Annotated in this window: 14 protein-coding genes and 3 tRNA genes; 13 read left to right on the plus strand and 4 right to left on the minus strand. The window is 38.2% G+C overall.

Going from position 1 to position 17,891, the window contains the following annotated elements:
• The first annotated feature begins 5 nt into the window (after positions 1-5).
• The 9 genes from mfd (at position 6) to MHB40_RS00435 (ending at position 9,828) form a co-directional block, all read left to right on the plus strand.
• The gene (gene mfd / locus MHB40_RS00395; RefSeq protein ID WP_342533687.1) at positions 6-3,518 is read left to right on the plus strand and encodes a transcription-repair coupling factor; all 3,513 of its coding nucleotides are present in this window, start codon (positions 6-8) and stop codon (positions 3,516-3,518) included.
• A gap of 307 nt (positions 3,519-3,825) precedes the next feature.
• The gene (gene spoVT / locus MHB40_RS00400; protein ID WP_004229174.1) at positions 3,826-4,362 is read left to right on the plus strand and encodes a stage V sporulation protein T; all 537 of its coding nucleotides are present in this window, start codon (positions 3,826-3,828) and stop codon (positions 4,360-4,362) included.
• Positions 4,363-4,520: 158 nt separating this feature from the next.
• Positions 4,521-6,143 (plus strand): oligosaccharide flippase family protein, encoded by a 1,623-nt coding sequence (locus tag MHB40_RS00405; RefSeq protein WP_342533688.1) that lies wholly within the window; start codon positions 4,521-4,523, stop codon positions 6,141-6,143.
• A 9-nt stretch (positions 6,144-6,152) separates the two neighbouring features.
• Positions 6,153-7,613: a nucleoside triphosphate pyrophosphohydrolase gene (gene mazG / locus MHB40_RS00410; protein ID WP_342533689.1), complete on the plus strand. Its 1,461-nt coding sequence runs from the start codon at positions 6,153-6,155 to the stop codon at positions 7,611-7,613.
• A 4-nt stretch (positions 7,614-7,617) separates the two neighbouring features.
• Positions 7,618-7,908 (plus strand): RNA-binding S4 domain-containing protein, encoded by a 291-nt coding sequence (locus MHB40_RS00415; protein WP_205446364.1) that lies wholly within the window; start codon positions 7,618-7,620, stop codon positions 7,906-7,908.
• 147 nt (positions 7,909-8,055) lie between these two features.
• On the plus strand, positions 8,056-8,355 hold the full coding sequence (gene yabP, locus MHB40_RS00420; RefSeq protein ID WP_004229167.1) for a sporulation protein YabP: 300 nt from the start codon (positions 8,056-8,058) through the stop codon (positions 8,353-8,355).
• Positions 8,352-8,843 carry a spore cortex biosynthesis protein YabQ gene (gene yabQ, locus MHB40_RS00425; RefSeq protein WP_205446365.1) on the plus strand — a complete coding sequence of 164 codons (492 nt, stop codon included), beginning with the start codon at positions 8,352-8,354 and terminating at the stop codon, positions 8,841-8,843. Before yabP ends, yabQ begins: the two co-directional genes overlap by 4 nt.
• 17 nt (positions 8,844-8,860) lie before the next feature.
• On the plus strand, positions 8,861-9,265 hold the full coding sequence (locus tag MHB40_RS00430; protein WP_131522611.1) for a septum formation initiator family protein: 405 nt from the start codon (positions 8,861-8,863) through the stop codon (positions 9,263-9,265).
• Positions 9,266-9,399: 134 nt separating this feature from the next.
• The gene (locus tag MHB40_RS00435) at positions 9,400-9,828 is read left to right on the plus strand and encodes a S1 domain-containing RNA-binding protein (RefSeq protein ID WP_004229154.1); all 429 of its coding nucleotides are present in this window, start codon (positions 9,400-9,402) and stop codon (positions 9,826-9,828) included.
• Positions 9,829-9,914: 86 nt separating this feature from the next.
• Here MHB40_RS00435 and MHB40_RS00440 read toward each other — a convergent pair whose 3' ends face one another.
• From MHB40_RS00440 to MHB40_RS00455, 4 genes are all read right to left on the minus strand, one after another.
• Positions 9,915-10,166, minus strand: a complete 252-nt coding sequence (locus MHB40_RS00440; RefSeq protein WP_205446366.1) for a hypothetical protein — start codon at positions 10,164-10,166, stop codon at positions 9,915-9,917.
• Between the two features lie 153 nt (positions 10,167-10,319).
• Positions 10,320-10,391 (minus strand) — tRNA-Glu (locus tag MHB40_RS00445).
• 4 nt (positions 10,392-10,395) lie between these two features.
• Positions 10,396-10,472, minus strand: a tRNA-Met gene (locus MHB40_RS00450).
• A gap of 11 nt (positions 10,473-10,483) precedes the next feature.
• Positions 10,484-10,558 (minus strand) — tRNA-Gly (locus tag MHB40_RS00455).
• A gap of 419 nt (positions 10,559-10,977) precedes the next feature.
• Between MHB40_RS00455 and MHB40_RS00460 the strand changes: the two genes are divergently transcribed.
• The 4 genes from MHB40_RS00460 (at position 10,978) to ftsH (ending at position 17,727) form a co-directional block, all read left to right on the plus strand.
• A complete protein-coding gene (locus MHB40_RS00460; protein ID WP_342442138.1) occupies positions 10,978-13,371 on the plus strand; it encodes a SpoIIE family protein phosphatase in 2,394 nt (797 codons plus the stop codon).
• A 29-nt stretch (positions 13,372-13,400) separates the two neighbouring features.
• Positions 13,401-14,807, plus strand: coding sequence for a tRNA lysidine(34) synthetase TilS (gene tilS, locus MHB40_RS00465; protein ID WP_342533690.1), 1,407 nt, complete (start codon positions 13,401-13,403; stop codon positions 14,805-14,807).
• Positions 14,808-14,874: 67 nt separating this feature from the next.
• On the plus strand, positions 14,875-15,417 hold the full coding sequence (gene hpt / locus MHB40_RS00470) for a hypoxanthine phosphoribosyltransferase (RefSeq protein WP_004229145.1): 543 nt from the start codon (positions 14,875-14,877) through the stop codon (positions 15,415-15,417).
• A gap of 282 nt (positions 15,418-15,699) precedes the next feature.
• Positions 15,700-17,727, plus strand: coding sequence for an ATP-dependent zinc metalloprotease FtsH (gene ftsH / locus MHB40_RS00475; RefSeq protein WP_333006334.1), 2,028 nt, complete (start codon positions 15,700-15,702; stop codon positions 17,725-17,727).
• The last annotated feature ends 164 nt before the right edge of the window (positions 17,728-17,891 follow it).

Raw genomic sequence — 17,891 nt, forward strand, 5'->3', positions numbered from 1 at the left:
TGACTGTGGAGGTTTTACGACAGCTTGTGTCGCAGGATAAACATATTACATCATTTTTAAAGGAAGTTCAGAGCGGTCAAACTGCATCACAGCTTATTACAGGTTTAACAGGAAGCGCGCGCCCCGTAATGGTCGATGTGTTATTTGAATATGTAAAGAAGCCAATCTACATTGTCTCTCCTAATCTACTGCAGGCACAAAAAATGGTCGATGAGCTTGCTGGATTGTTAGGGGAAGAACATGTTCATTATTACCCAGCTGATGAATTTATTGCAGCCGATCTTTCTGTAGCTTCACCAGAACTTCGCGCGGAGCGAATCGTGACGCTTGATTGCTTAGCTAGAGGTGAGAAAGCTGTCTATGTAATACCTGTGGCTGGTTTACGTAAAATAATGCAGCCTAAGGAACACTGGCTACACTATTTTTTACAAACAGCCGTAGGCGATGATATTGAAATTGATATGTGGTTACAAACATTAGTTGAGATGGGCTATGTACGAAATTCGATGGTGACGTCACCTGGAGAGTTTGCGTTGCGTGGGGGTATTTTAGATATTTATCCACCTTATTTGGAAGCACCTATTCGTATAGAATTATTTGATACAGAGGTTGATTCCATTCGGACATTCTCAGCAGATGACCAACGTTCTATTGATAAATTACAAAAAATTCGTATTCTTCCTGCTTCTGAGGTCATTCTTACTAAATCAGAAAGACAGGCATTAGCAGGCCGTCTAGAAGTGGCGTTAGCAGCAAGTCTAAAGAAGGTAAAAAAGCAGGAGACAAAGGAACTTCTGTATCAGCATATTCAATATGATATTGAATTGTTACAGCAAGGCAATCTACCTGATTATGTAAACAAATATGGCTCATTATTATATGATAAAACAGCCTATTTGGGAGATTATTTTGAACATGATGGTATTGTCCTTTTTGACGAACTTGGACGTATTCAAGAGGTAATGGATGCGTGGGAACGCGAAGAAGATGAATGGTTTTTATCTTTAATTGAAGAAGGAAAAATGGTTCATGATGTCAAACCTGCCTTCTCATTAAAAGAAATACAGGCGATGTTGTCACAACAAAAGCTTTCATTTTCATTATTTTCGCGAACATTTGCGGGGATTACGTTTAATAAAACGACGAATTTTTCCTGTAAGCCTATGCAGCAATTTCATGGTCAAATGTCCTTGCTTCAAAGTGAGGTTGAACGCTGGTTACTTGGTAAATTTACCGTTCTAATCGTGGCAAGAGATAAAGAACGAGTGAAAAAAGTGCAGCAAATGCTTGAAGAATACGATATTCATACGTCATTAGGTGAACCAACAGAACCTGGTATTTATATTATAGATGGTGGCATGTCGAGTGGCTTTGAATTACCTCTACAGCGTTTAGCAATTGTGACAGAAGATGAGCTCTTTAAACAGCAGGTAAAGAAAAAAGCACGTACACAAAAAATGACCAATGCTGAACGTATTAAAAGTTATACGGAAATTAAGCCAGGTGATTATGTTGTACATGTTCATCATGGGATTGGTAAATATATTGGTGTAGAAACATTAGAGGTCAATGGTACACATAAGGATTACTTGCATATTCGATATCGTGCAGACGATAAATTATATGTACCTGTAGAGCAAATAGATTTAATCCAAAAATATGTGGCGTCAGAGGATCGTGAACCAAAGCTACATAAATTAGGTGGAGCTGAGTGGAAAAAGGCTAAAGCGAAGGTATCTTCTGCTGTACAGGATATTGCAGATGATTTAATAAAGCTGTATGCAAAGCGTGAAGCAGAGAAAGGGCATGCTTTTACACCTGATAATGATGATCAACGTAATTTTGAGGCGATGTTCCCCTATGAGGAAACAGAGGATCAGCTACGTTCAATTGTTGAAGTAAAACGAGATATGGAACGTGAACGCCCTATGGACCGTTTAGTATGTGGTGATGTAGGCTATGGTAAAACAGAGGTAGCCATTCGTGCCGCATTTAAGGCTATTCAAGATGGTAAACAAGTGGCATTCCTTGTCCCTACAACCATCTTAGCCCAGCAACATTATGAGACTATTCGTGAGCGCTTTCAGGATTTTGCTATTAATGTTGGAGTGTTATCTCGCTTCCGTACGAAAAAGGAGCAAACAGCCACATTAAAAGGATTAAAAGAAGGCCGAGTCGATATAGTTATTGGAACACACCGCATTTTATCCAAAGATTTAATTTTCCAAGACCTTGGTCTGTTAATTGTGGATGAAGAGCAACGTTTTGGTGTGACACATAAGGAAAAAATTAAGCAGTTAAAGACAAATGTCGATGTCTTAACTTTAACGGCTACACCAATCCCGAGGACACTTCATATGTCAATGGTAGGGGTCCGAGATTTATCTGTTATTGAAACGCCTCCTGCTAATCGTTTCCCGGTTCAAACATATGTGATGGAGCACAGTGGTGCATTAGTGCGAGAAGCTATTGAGAGAGAAATGGCACGTGGCGGACAAGTATTTTATTTATATAACCGTGTTGAAGATATGGCTCGAAGGGTTGAGGAGATTCAAGTGCTCGTCCCTGAAGCACGTATAGGCTTTGCTCATGGAAAAATGACAGAATCAGAGCTAGAATCAGTGATTTTAGCCTTTTTAGAGGGTGACTATGATGTGCTTGTCACAACAACGATTATCGAGACAGGTGTCGATATACCAAATGTAAATACATTAATTGTCCATGATGCTGATCGCATGGGCTTAGCTCAGCTCTACCAATTACGTGGGCGTGTTGGACGTTCTAACAGAGTAGCCTATGCGTATTTTATGTACCAACGCGACAAAGTTTTGACAGATGTAGCGGAGCAACGTTTGCAGGCAATTAAAGAATTTACAGAGCTTGGCTCAGGCTTTAAAATTGCGATGCGAGATTTATCTATTCGAGGAGCAGGAAACTTACTTGGAGCCCAGCAACATGGCTTTATTGATTCAGTCGGCTTTGATTTATATTCTCAAATGCTTCAAGATGCCATTGCTGAACGTCAAACAGGCGTGAAAAAAGAAGAAAAGCCAGATATTGAAATTTTGCTGAGTATTGATGCGTATATTCCAGACGTCTATATTCCAGATGGATATCAAAAAATCCAAATGTATAAACGAATTAAGGCTATGGATCAGGTGGAGGAGTATGACGAAATCATGGAGGAATTAGAGGATCGATTTGGCGATCTTCCAATTGAAACAGAGCGTTTACTTCGAATAGCAAGAATGAAAGTTTGGGGCTTAGGTGCGGGAGTAGTATCTGTAAAGGAGAAGCAAAAACTTATTACAATACTATTGTCGGAACAAGGGACAACAAATGTCGATGGCAGTAAGATTATTGAAGAGTCGATGAAGTTTGAGCGTGCTGTTGGTTTTGGTATGGATGGCATGCAGTTAAAATTAACAATAGATGAACGCAAGAGTGGGAAATATCAACCCTTTGATATGTTGGAAGAACTAATGCAAATTATTGATAAAGCAAAAAAGCAGCAATAGTCAAAAGGCTAATCTTATCTTTTACTGTAAAAGATAAGATGGCCTTTTTTTATGTTGATTCAGTAAACAACATCTGGAACACATTGAGCGGAGGAATAATTGATTTTTTCCAATATTTTTTATGAATTAATTATAGAAACTTATTCCTTGGGTAATCTAATAAGGAGTTGATTGATGTAATACTGCTTTTTTGAAAAAAATTGTTGGTTGTGAAATCCTTTTTCTTCAGTTTTTGCATAGATTGCTTAAATAAAAACCATACTATAGTTGAATAAAAATTTCATTGTAGCGAAAGCGAGGCATTAGAATGAAGGCAACAGGAATTGTTCGTCGTATTGATGATTTAGGGCGTGTAGTTATTCCAAAAGAAATTCGTAGGACGCTACGTATTCGTGAAGGCGACCCGCTTGAAATTTATACGGACCGAGAAGGCGAAGTCATTTTAAAAAAATATTCTCCCATCAATGATTTGGGGGAATTTGCAAGAGAATATGTTGAAACACTTTATGAAACAATGGGCACACCGGCGTTTGTCACTGACCGTGATGAAGTAATCGCTGTTGCAGGGATTGGGAAAAAGGAATATATTAATCGTCGCATTACGTCCTTTGCGGAAAGCTTTATGGACGAGCGCTCTACAAAAATTGAAAAAATGGAGACAACGATTGAAATTGTTCCTGGGCAATATGAGCAAGTAAAGTCATATTGTGCGACACCTATAATGGTAAATGGTGATCCGATCGGCTGTATTATCGTATTGTCTAAAGTACATTTTGTGGGTGAGGTAGAAGTCAAAGTAGTGGAAACCGCTGCAAACTTCTTAGCTAAACAAATGAATAGTTGATGCATGGAAAAGTTATTGCGAAGACCTTTAAGGCTGAACAATAACTTTTTTGCGTACATAAAGATTGATCATTATAGGAACAGTAGTGCTACTTGAAGCGTCAAACTTTTGAGATATGCTATACTATTGGCATTGTTAAGAAGGAAAGAGGGCAATTTATGTCGCAACGTTTTGGTATGAAAAGCTACATGAAGGGTGCTGCCTTATTGACGATAGCGGCCCTTATTGTAAAAGTTCTTAGTGCCATTTATCGTGTGCCTTTTCAAAATCTAGTTGGTGATGAAGGCTTTTATATCTATCAACAGGTATATCCAGTTATATCAATCTTCGTTGTTTGGACTTCTAGTGGCTTTGCTGTAGCCATTTCTAAAATGCTTGCAGACAATGATTGCATTGTTGATACAATAGAACGTGATGAAAGACGTAGCACTATTATGCGGGTTGTTTTCAGGTATTTGACGGTACTATCACTACTGTTTTTTGCTGTTTTATTTGGAGGTGCTGAAAAGATCGCCCAGTTGATGGGAGACATTCAATTGGCACCATTGATTCGCACAGGCTCCCTTGTAGTATTGGTTATGCCGGCGCTGGCTATTTTGAAAGGTAGCTTTCAATCAAGAGGAATTATGGAGCCCATTGCTTATGCTCAAGTACTTGAACAAGCAGTGAGAGTAACTGTTATTTTGACGGGGACCTTTATTATTATGACGACTACAAAATCACTTTATGGTGCGGGAAGAATGGCTGTTATCGGTACAGTAATTGGAGAAATTACGGCCTTGTTATTACTTGTTTATATCTCGTATAAACGTTTTGGTTTACTGCAAGTTAAACAACATCTACATCGTAATCCAAGTTTGCCTATCATTAAAGAGGTCACATGGCTGAGTTTGAGTGTCAGTATGAGCGGTCTACTACTACTCGGTTATCAGTTAGTCGATTCATTTACGATCTATTCATCATTAGTTGATCATGGCATGACTCCTACAATAGCGAAGGAAACGAAGGGGATTTATGATCGAGGACAACCGTTAGTTCAATTAGGTGTTGTCATTGCATCCTCATTGTCGCTGGCCATTGTGCCACTTGTTGCCCATTTGTCGAAAAAACAAGAGGGACGAAGTGCAGTTCCATTTATACAATTAACATACAAAGCATCCGTACTGTTCGGCTGGTCTGCTGCACTAGGCTTAATGCTAGTTATGCCTTATTTAAATGAAATGCTTTTTAAAACCAATTCCTTATCCGAGGTATTGATTGTCTATGTATTCCAAATCGTCCCATTGTCGATTATTCTTACATTTACAGCAATCTTACAAGGCTATGGAAAATTAAAAAAACCAGCTTTATTTTTAATATTAGGTTTTCTATTAAAAATGATTTTAAATATACGATTAATCGGTTGGTTAGGTGTACTAGGCGCTGCCATCGCTAATGATATAGGATTATTATTAACAGCAATCTTGCTGATTATTTATTTAAAAACATTGACTGGCATCCAATTAGCCACAGGCGCTTTTTATAAAAAAGTAGGGATAGCATCTTTCAGTATGGCAATCGTCGTGCTTGTATGGTTACAGCTAGTGTCGGCCTTTTTAAACCATCTGATGTCTTCACGAATGATAGCTATGGTGGCGGGCTTGACGGCAGTATCTATTGGGGCGTTTGTTATGCTGACAATCATTGCCAAGAAACGAGTATTAGTAGAAAAAGAGTGGTATTTATTGCCGTTTGGACGTAGAATGGCTGTTTACCAACTTTGGCTAAATTCAAAGAAGTAGGTGTGGATATTGAATACATTAACAATTATTGGCTTAGGTGCAGGAGACTTTAATCAGCTGCAAATGGGTGTTTATAAAAAATTAAAGACTGCAAACAAATTATATGTACGTACAGTGGATCATCCGGTTTTAGAGGAATTAGCAGCAGAAGGTGTAGAATTCGAAAGCTTTGACAATGTATACGAAAAACACGATACATTCCAACCTGTTTATGAGGAAATAGCTGATTCCCTTATGGAGGCTACAGCTGTTGAGGATATTATGTATGCTGTGCCTGGCCACCCATTAGTTGCAGAGCAAACAGTGCAATTGCTTATTGCAGCAGCTAATGAAGGGAAAATTGAGCTAGTCATTGAGGGTGGTCAGAGTTTCTTAGATCCAATTTTTGGCGCATTAAAAATTGATCCAATTGAAGGCTTTCAATTACTTGATGGTACCAGCTTTTCAATGCATGACATTAATATGCGTCAGCATATCTTGATTGCTCAAGTATACGATACATTCAGTGCATCAGAAGTGAAGCTGACGTTGATGGAGAAATATGATGATGAATATCCTGTGACGGTTGTGACAGCTGCAGGATCTTCACAAGAACAGATTGTCACAGTGCCACTCTATGAACTCGATCAGAGTGTAGAAGTAAATAATTTAACAACGGTCTATGTACCACCTGTAAAATCACAGGAGGAGTCATTAAGAGATTGGACAACATTCCGCCAAATCATTGCAACGCTGAGAGGTCCGAATGGTTGTCCTTGGGATCAAAAGCAAACACATGAGTCGTTAAAAAAATACTTACTTGAAGAAGCACATGAATACTTGGCTGCGGTAGATGCTGAAGATGATTTTGCAATGATTGAGGAACTAGGCGATGTGTTGTTACAAGTATTTTTACATGCACAAATAGGAGAAGATCAAGGCTACTTTACACTTGAAGATGTGTTAGCTTCAATCAGTGAAAAAATGATTCGTCGCCATCCACACGTTTTTGGGGATGTTACAGTAGAAGATGCAGATAGTGTTGTGGCTAATTGGGAGGCCATCAAGGCTGAAGAAAAGGGAACTAGCGATAAAGCGTTATTAGACGAAGAGTATAGAGCATCATCTGCGTTACAAACAGCCTATAACTATCAAAAAAGAGCTGCAAAAGTGGGCTTTGACTGGCCAGATGTGGAGGGAGCATGGGATAAATTTGCCGAGGAGTGGCAGGAATTTCGCCATGAGGTGACGAAAGGCTCTAATGCATCTCGTCTTGATGAATTTGGTGATGTGCTGTTCACGCTAGTAAACTTAGCGCGTTTCTATAAATTGTCACCAGAAGAAGCTATGCTACATGCAAATGAGAAATTTGCAAGGCGTTTCGGCTATGTTGAGCAACAGGTAAAGGCAAGTGGAAAACCATTTTCCGATTTTACAATAGAACAATTAGATGCATTTTGGAATGAAGCAAAGCAACTAGAAAAGGAGTAAGAATATGAGATTAGATAAGTTTTTAAAAGTATCCCGTTTAATAAAGCGCCGCACTTTAGCCAAAGAAGTGGCAGATCAGGGCCGTATCACAATCAATGAAAAGATTGCAAAAGCAAGCAGTTCAGTAAAAGCAGGTGATGAGCTTGCAATCCGTTTCGGTCAAAAAATAGTAACAGCACGTGTAGAAGAATTACGTGATACTGTGAAAAAAGAAGATGCAGCAAAAATGTTTACCATTTTGAAAGAAGAACGACTGGATAAGATTGAGCCTGAATTTATTGATGATGAGGAATAAAGCTAAATTTAATTTCTAGCCCTCCTAATGTTGTCCCACCTTTCTTTTTGTGGGTGAAAGTATTACACAACTTAAATAAAGTTGTCATGCTTTGAAGGTTGTCCGCATAAAGTGAACAGAAGCTAGGACGACTAAAGGAGGAAAAAAATGACGCTACATCAAGAAAGTAATCGTTACACAATTCCATCTGGAGAGCATATTTTAACGATTCGTAATCGTAAAAGAATGGACATGACTTCTGTAAAATCAATTGAACGCTTTGATCAGGAAGAGTTTTTCATTAAGACGTCCCAAGGGCACTTGTTAATCCGTGGAGAGGAACTGCATATCGTTCATTTAGATGTTGACAAAGGATTATTGACGCTTGAAGGAACTGTAAAAACCTTACAGTATGACGAGGAGGAAAGTGGCTTCTCGAAAGGTTTCCTTCATAAGTTATTTGGATGATTGTCAGTGAACAATTTTACCAATTAATTGTCATGGTTTTGAGCGGTATAGCAGTTGGTTTCATAATTGATAGTATAAGGCTCATTGTTTTTTCAACTCCAAAAAGGTCAAGCCTTCGAAAGTGGATGATGGTTGTTGAGTTAATAGCATGGATTCTACTTGGAGGATTGACATACTATTTATTATTTTGGCTAAAAGATGGCGCTTGGCGGGCTTATGACCCGCTAGCGCAAATAGCCGGAATTTTTTTGTATCAAACGTTTTTTCAAACCTTTTTACGTTTCGTTGCTAGAATTTTGGTGAATATAACATGGAGACCCTTCTGGTTCATTGTACGCTTCATAGTTACTGTTATTCGACAAATTTTGCAATTATTCATAAATATTGTTATGTTTGTTATAAGACCTTTTGTCAAAATTTATTCGTATTTGTCCTACACTTTTTTAAAAAAATTACGATATTTGAAGTATAATAAAAAGCAACAATAATTTTCGGAGGTGCGGGCATGACTAGACGTCATTCATCAAATGATGAATCACAAAACTTCACGAAGCTTGATAATGACTATGTCCGTAACACGGATAGAGCTATAAATCGCAAACAACAGGCTCGAAAACGTAAAATGCGTCGTATTGTCTTTTTTGCGATTGTACCAGTCATTATTATTGCTCTTCTCTTAAATGTGCTGTCACATCAAAATGAAACATTAGCAGCAAAAGAGAAATCCAAGGAAGAAGCGAATCAGCATCTCACTGAATTGAAAGAAGAACAAGATACATTAAATCTTAAAATCAAACAATTACAGGATGATGAATATATCGCAAAGCTATTAAGAAAAGAGTACTACTTATCGGAAAAAGGTGAGATTATTTTCATAATTCCAGATAAGGAAGATAAAAAAGACGACTGAAAAGCTATGTATTGTTGACACTCTTTTATTGTTATATATAATGAAAAGAGAAGCTTATTGCAGTAAAAAGTTTGATTAAATTGATTACATGGCTCAAAAGAGTCGCTTAATTTTTAAGGAGGAGCATTTTTTTTATGTCAATTGAAGTAGGCAGCAAGGTACAAGGTAAAGTAACAGGAATCACAAATTTTGGAGCATTCGTTGAGCTGCCAGATGGCAAAACAGGCTTAGTTCACATTAGTGAAGTTGCTGACAATTATGTAAAAGATATCAATGAGCATCTAAAAGTTGGAGATGAAGTTGAAGTAAAAGTGATGAATGTTGAAGCGGACGGAAAGATTGGTCTTTCAATCCGTAAAGCAAAGCCTCAAGCTGAGAGACCAGAGCGTCCAGCACGCCCACGTCGTGATAATCGTTCTAATGATCGCAACGAACGCCACCAGCCAAAAGAAAATTTTGAGCAAAAAATGGCACGCTTCTTAAAAGATAGTGATGAACGTCTAGCAACACTTAAACGTGCTACAGAATCAAAACGCGGAGGTCGCGGAGCTAGAAGAGGGTAGTTTGCTGACTGTTTTAATCGTAGAAAAAGTGTATGAAATAGAGTTGGGAGTAGCTTTTTAAAAAGCTACTCCCTTTTTTAATGTACCTACAAAGTAGAAGAAGGTCTCTTTTTCTTTTTTGTGGGTGTTATCATTTTTTCATCTGAAGGACCTATGGATTCTTTCTTCACTGGATGGATTACCATTTTGACAAGTAAAGAAACACCATATACACTCACAGCTAGTCCACAAAGCAATAGGATTATTTGAACAAAAAACGGTAAGTTTATTAGAATTGAAATAAGAATAATCATTGAGCCACTTCCGCAAATTAAAGCAGCCTTTGTTAATGCACTCAAGGGAATTAAACCTCCTAAAAACACTCTTTTTACTAGTATGCCATATTTTTATACTCTATCACATAGCTTTAGTTGAGCTGACGGATAGAATTATCTGATGGGTAAAATAAAAATAGGCATCTCAGAACTAGATTCTGAGATGCCTATTTGAGATGACCCGTACGGGATTCGAACCCGTGTTACCGCCGTGAAAGGGCGGTGTCTTAACCACTTGACCAACGGGCCTATATGGTGGCGGCCGAGGGGATCGAACCCCCGACCTTACGGGTATGAACCGTACGCTCTAGCCAGCTGAGCTAGGCCGCCAAATTTATAAATGGAGCGGAAGACGAGGTTCGAACTCGCGACCCCCACCTTGGCAAGGTGGTGTTCTACCACTGAACTACTTCCGCATGTCGTTTAAGCAACAAGTTAAATAATACAAGCCAATCGTGCTAGTGTCAAGTAGGTTTATTAAAAAATATTTAAAGATATTTCAGGAGAATTAACATAGCAGGATATTTTAGCGGATTTTTAGTTCTTACGTAGAAATGTATCGGGGGGAATAGCTGAATAAAGGCACTAATAGTACGCAAAATCCCTTCAAATTAGGGTTTAAGACCAATAGTAAGTGATTATTATTTTGCTTCAATAAATAGATTTTTCAATATTTTTTTTGATTAACAGCCTTTTACTAAAGAAATTGTTGCCAGTTCTCGTATTTATGAATAGCTATTAGTCGAAATATTTATATTTTTTTATGTCAACGTCAGACAATCTTTCCACACATAATTTTTTATAATAACCAAAAGTGCGGAAAGGGGATAGTTAAATGACAAGTATTGAATGGTATAATACAACGAATGTAGATGACCAAAAAATAGGTTTGAAAAAGAAGCAGATCCTAATAGGCTCTCTCTTTTTTTTAACAGCCTTTTTCTTGGCTCAATCTGTTGTATTTGAAGCGGCTGTACCGTTCTCAGTTCCTTTTTGGGCCATTATCCGAACGAAATATAGGGAGTATGCCAAATTTGTTTTATTTGGGAGTTTAGCGGGTTGCTTTTTTCTGGGCTTTGGACAAGTCCTTATTCTCGCTTTACAAATCATCCTGTATGAATGTATTATGCGTTTCCGTTACTGGCAACTGCCCCAAAGTATTGCGGTGTCTTTAGCTGTATTACTGGTACAAATAATGTGGCAAGGAGTGATGTATCAAGGCTTACCACCAGTGCTTGTACAATTTTATGTGGGCTGTGAAGCAGCTTTAGCTCTTATTATGACATTGTTTATGCAGGTACTATTTGTTAACTCGTATGAATGGTTTACGACGCATTGGACATATGAAAAGCTAGGTTCAGGATTAGTCGTCTTTGCAGCCATGCTTACCGGGATGCAAGCAGTTGTAATTAGCTATTTTTCACTCCCTATTTTTTTACTGCAGCTCTTTATCTGTTTTGGTGCATTGGTTGGAAGTGTTCCGTTAGCAACTGTTATTGGAGCAGTACTAGGGACTCTTATCGGTGTGGCCAAGCTTTCGTTTACGGGTATGCTCTCGGTTGCTACCTTAACAGGATTGTGTGCGGGTATGGGAGCGAAAGGTGGTAGATTTGGCGTTGCTATCGGTAGTATTTTACCGAGTGTATTTTTTCTATTTTATGACGCCACATTGCCTTTAGATAGTGTATATTTCACCTCAATTGCCATTGGGAGTATTCTATTTCTAACAATTCCAAAGAAATATTCAGATAAGGTAAGGGACAAGCTCTTTCCACAACGAGAGGAGATTTTACTAGCCCGACAGAATTGGTTAACGGAACATGTAACGTATAAATTAGAGCACTTTCAGCATTTTGTGCAATTCATGAAGGAGCTTGTGTTTGATCGCTTTATGACGGCACCAGTAGAAGCTGCAAAGGAAGTAGCGCCAATGAATACTTGTTTAAGTTGTTTCCGTTACGATCATTGCTGGGGAGCGCAAAATAATGGTATGGACAAGCTGATGACAGATTGGTTTCATATGAAAGGAGTAGGAAAGGAATCAGCTATTCATCGTGTAGAAGAACAAATACGCTATAAATGCGTGAAATCCACGAAAATTTTTGAGGAATTAGATACAGAGCTCTATAGAGAACGCATTAACGGGCAATATTTCCATGGTAAAAAAATGATTGCCTTACAACTTCGAGATATGAGTAATCATTTGAATCAGTTAATTGCTGAGATGAAGGAGGATACAATTTCTTTTGTAAGTGTTGAAAAGGACATTGTTGAACGCTTAAAGGAGGCCAATATTGAATGTTTTCAACTTGATGTCCTAAGCAATAAGCCGGGGGCAAGAAAGATTGTTTGTGCCTTAGCACCAGCACGTGTCAATTGGGAGAAAGATACGACATTAGCTGAACGTATGATTCTGCCGATTCTTTATGAAATTTTTGATGAACCTTTTGAAATTGAAAAAGTAGTAGCCTGTGAAATACCGTTTCGTCATGTTCAAATATGCTTTAGATCAGCTATTAGCTTTGAAGTAGAGTATGATATATATAGCATGTCTAAAGATGCAACATTATACTCGGGTGATTCTCATGCCCTTTTCCAATTGCATCCTGGATTATTTGCAATTTTGCTGTCTGATGGTATGGGGCAAAGTAAAGAAGCACAACATGAAAGTAGAAAATTGATCCATTTGATGCGAGAGTGTCTAAATTACAATATGAATCCAGAAACTGCGATGCATACGCTCCATTATGTCATGGCATTGAAGCAACAAGATGATATGTATGCAACTCTTGATTTTGCACTTGTCGATTTACAGCATGGCGATTTGTGGTCGTGGAAGGCTGGTGGAATGTCAACCTACATTTTGCGTGGTAAAGAGGTACTGAAAGTTGAAAGTAATGCAGCACCTGTAGGATTCCTATCTATTTCAACAGTTGAAGCTGAAAAAAGAAAACTAAAGGCAGGAGACGTTATTTTAATGCATTCAGACGGCCTGTTCTCAAGTGTAGCTGATTGGGATGAACAAGAGGAGACATTTTTAGCTTTCGCACAGCAGGTAGCAAGTACAAATAAAACCATTCAAGAAAAGCTAACAACCATTATGCAATCATTCCAAGGTTATTTTGAAATAGAAGATGACTGTACAGTATTAATGTTAGAGGTGACGCATGTTGTACCGACATGGGCTGTTTTTAGGCCAGCTCAGTATTCTATGAGTAAATCATCATAAAATAACAACGAAAAGGGGAGGAGAAGCGTTTGTCATTTGAATTAAAGGTCAAAACATTTATTGAAGAAGAGCAATTATTACAGCAAGGCGACCATCTTCTCATCGCCGTTTCGGGTGGGGTAGACTCTATGGCTTTACTTCATTACATTGTTCAAACACAGGAGCAGTGGAACATTCGGGTGGAGGCTGTACATGTTGATCATATGTTGAGAGGGGAAGCCTCTGCTGAGGATAGAGCTTTTGTTCAAAAATATTGTGACGATAATGGTGTTTACTTACATGCTACGGAAATTCCAATACCAACAATTATGGCACAGGAAAACGGTAATACACAGTTAATTTGTCGTAGGGAAAGGTATCGATATTTCAAAGAAGTTTTGCAAAAAACAAATGCTAATAAGCTTGTAACTGCACATCATGCGGATGACCAACTGGAATCAGTATTAATGGCCCTTACAAAAAATGCAACAATGAATAGTATGCAAGGCATACGTCCACAAAGACTTTTTGAAGGAAAATCATTAATTCGTCCGTTTTTAACGGTTACAAAGTCTGAAATAGGGGAATATTTACTTAGAAAAGGTTTGGATTATCGAGAAGATGCAAGCAATTCCAAAGATACCTATGTACGCAATCGTTTTAGACATCATGTGGTACCATTACTGGAGGCAGAAAATCCGCGAGTGACTGAACAGGTGACCCATTTCACAAAGCAATTGCAAGAAGACGATACCTTTTTAATGACATTGGCCCAAGATGTATTTTCCCAAATTATCATAAGAAGTAACGAAAATACATATAGCATGGAAATTGAGGCTTTTCAATTGGTACCACTTGCTTTACAAAGGAGGCTCATTTTAATACTATTAAACTATCTTTACAAAGATTCAAATACGATACAAAGTTATGCCTTATTGACTTCAATTTTAAAGCTTTGTGAGACAACAGCAGGGTATGCTGAAATTCACTTACCTGAAGATTTTCTAGCAGTTCGCCGTTATGGGAAATTAACGATTCAGAAAAATGAGCCGTTAGAAGGCCTAGCTTCTCCTGAAAACCAGGTTATTTCGACTGCTAATGGCTGGACAACACTGACAAATGGTGAGCGCTTACACGTAGTCAATTTGCATGATTTATCGTCTGAATTGCTGACGGATACTGCACAACTTTTTTATTTTAACGCTAGCAAACTCCACCTACCGCTCTATGTTCGGGCACGCAGGGATGGAGATAGAATGCTGTTAAAAGGAATGGATCAGCCAAAACGCTTATCTCGCCTTTTTATAGATGAAAAGATTCCTTTAAATGAGCGAAATAGCTGGCCGTTACTGATTTCTCAATCTGATGAGGTGGTAGCGGTAATTGGTGTGCGTATGGGAATATTTTTTTCAACCACTCCGCAACCAAACGATGATACAGTGCTCATCGTAGACTAAGGTCTTTGTAAAATATTTCAACGTAATAGGTTGAAGATTTTTTGATACATCACGAGGAGGAATCGATATGTTACAAAACGACATCGAAAAAATTATGATTACAGAAGAACAATTGCAAGAAAGAATTGCAGACTTAGGCGCGCAATTAACAGAGGAATACAAAGATGCATTTCCATTAGCTGTTGGCGTTCTTAAAGGGGCAATGCCATTTATGACGGACCTAATGAAACGTTTCGATTCTTTCATCGAACTGGATTTCATGGATGTCTCTAGCTATGGTAATGCTACCGTGTCGTCTGGTGAAGTAAAGATTTTAAAGGATTTGAATACAAGCGTTGAGGGGCGTGACGTATTAATTATCGAGGACATTATTGATAGTGGTTTAACTTTAAGCTATCTAGTAGATTTATTTAAATACCGCAAAGCAAAGTCCATTAAAATTGTTACATTACTTGATAAACCATCAGGCCGAAAAGTAAATTTATCTGCTGACTATGTTGGTTTTGAAGTGCCAGATGGCTTTGTTGTAGGATATGGCTTAGATTACGCTGAAAAATATCGTAACTTACCTTATATCGGTATTTTGAAGCCTGAGGTATATTCTTTCTAAGATACAAAAGACCAGCTATAAAAAGTAAAGGTCTCCAGCGCAAGTCACGTATTTTTTGTTATGTTGAACATAATTCAAAATCTTGACACAATGTTTAGCTATATCGAGCCCGAGGAACAGGTACAATTACGCTGGGACATATAAAGATGGCCTAAAAACTGTTGTGATAACGGCAATAAGTGAACGAAACATTTTTTAAGTAGGGCTTTTCGTTGTATGATGAAATCATGATATGTTAAGATTTTACTTATAATTTTTCTGTTTGTAATGAGGAGGCTGGAGATGAATCGAATATTTCGATATACCATATTCTATCTACTGATTTTCCTAGTGATTATCGGTATTTTTGGTACTTTCAATGGTGGAAATTCACCAACGAAAGAATTAACTTATCATGAGTTTCAAGAAGCTCTAGATAAGAAAGAAATAACAAGTGCTACAATTCAACCTGATAAATCAGTTTACGTCGTTGAAGGAACACTGAAGGGGTATGAAAAAGGGGAAAGTTTTACTTTAAACATCCCTCGTGAAAACCAATCTTTAATGGACCGCATCGATGAGGCTGCTAAGGATAAAAATAGTAATATTAGTTTTTTAGCAGCACCAGAAACAAGTGGATGGATTCAATTCTTCACAGGAATTATTCCTTTCATTATCATCATTTTCTTATTCTTCTTCCTAATGAGTCAATCTCAAGGTGGCGGTAATAAAGTGATGAGCTTTGGTAAAAGTAAAGCTAAACTGTATGATGATCAAAAGAAAAAAGTACGTTTTACAGATGTAGCAGGTGCTGATGAAGAGAAAGCAGAACTTGTCGAAGTGGTAGAATTCTTAAAAGACCACCGCAAATTCACTGAAATTGGTGCCCGTATTCCAAAGGGTATCTTACTTGTAGGTCCTCCAGGTACAGGTAAAACATTACTTGCACGAGCAGTAGCAGGTGAAGCAGGCGTTCCATTCTTCTCTATCTCAGGTTCTGACTTCGTAGAAATGTTTGTCGGTGTTGGGGCTTCACGTGTTCGAGATCTATTTGAAAATGCTAAGAAAAATGCTCCATGTATCATCTTTATCGATGAGATTGATGCAGTAGGTCGTCAACGTGGTGCTGGTCTCGGTGGAGGTCATGATGAGCGTGAACAAACATTAAACCAGTTATTAGTTGAAATGGATGGTTTCGGTGCCAATGAAGGGATTATTATCATTGCCGCAACAAACCGCCCAGATATTTTAGATAAAGCATTATTACGTCCAGGTCGTTTTGACCGTCAAATTACAGTAGGGCATCCTGATGTAAAAGGACGTGAGGCAATTCTTAAAGTACATGCACGCAATAAGCCTTTAGCAGATACAGTTGATTTAGCAGCTGTTGCTCAACGTACACCAGGTTTCTCAGGTGCGGATTTAGAAAACTTACTAAACGAGGCAGCGCTTGTAGCGGCTCGAAAAAGTAAACGCACTATTAATATGGCAGATATCGATGAAGCATCAGACCGAGTAATCGCTGGTCCTGCAAAAGCCAGTCGTGTATATTCTGCCAAAGAGAAGAAACTAGTATCCTTCCATGAAGCTGGCCACGTAGTCGTTGGTCTTGAACTAGATGAGGCTGATACAGTACACAAAGTAACAATTGTTCCTCGTGGGCAAGCTGGTGGATATGCGATTATGTTACCGAAGGAAGAGCGCTTCTTTACTACCAAACAAGAGCTTTTAGATCGTATTGCAGGTCTTCTTGGTGGTCGTGTAGCTGAAGAAATTGTTCTTGGTGAAGTTTCTACTGGAGCGCATAACGATTTCCAAAAGGTAACAAGCATTGCCCGTGCTATGGTTACTGAATACGGAATGAGTGAGAATCTTGGCGCAATGCAATTTGGTTCAAGTCAAGGTGGTAATGTATTCCTTGGCCGCGACTTTAATTCTGACCAGAACTATTCTGATTCAATCGCCTATGAAATTGATAAAGAAATGCAAAAAATTATTGATACACAATATGAGCGTACTAAGCGTATCCTTACGGAAAAGCGTCACCTGCTTGATTTAATTGCCAATACACTAATGGAAAAAGAAACATTAAATGCACAGGAAATTGAGCATTTACGTGATCATGGTGTATTACCAGAACCAGAGGCTGTAGAAAAAATTGAGGAGAACACTCCAAAGATTGAAGCAAAGCCTACATTAGATACTATTGGCGAACCAGTTGTTGAAAAAGAGCTATTAAGTAAAGAGCCAAATCCAACAACTTTGGATCTAGCAAAAGAACGTAAAGAACCAAATGATGCACCTAAGGGTATCGATGAAAAACGTGATTAAAAATAGGGAAGACTGTTTACTAGTTCAGTAAGCAGTCTTTTTCTTTGCCTTTTCTTGCTAATAAGCATTAGGATAAAGTAGTAAAAAAGACAAGCTGCAACGATCTATATTTAGGATAGAGTGATGTGGTATTTGTTAGCTAAAACAGATGGGAGTGTATACGC

The sequence above is a fragment of the Lysinibacillus sp. FSL K6-0057 genome, from assembly GCF_038630885.1.
Classification (GTDB): domain Bacteria; phylum Bacillota; class Bacilli; order Bacillales_A; family Planococcaceae; genus Lysinibacillus; species Lysinibacillus fusiformis_F.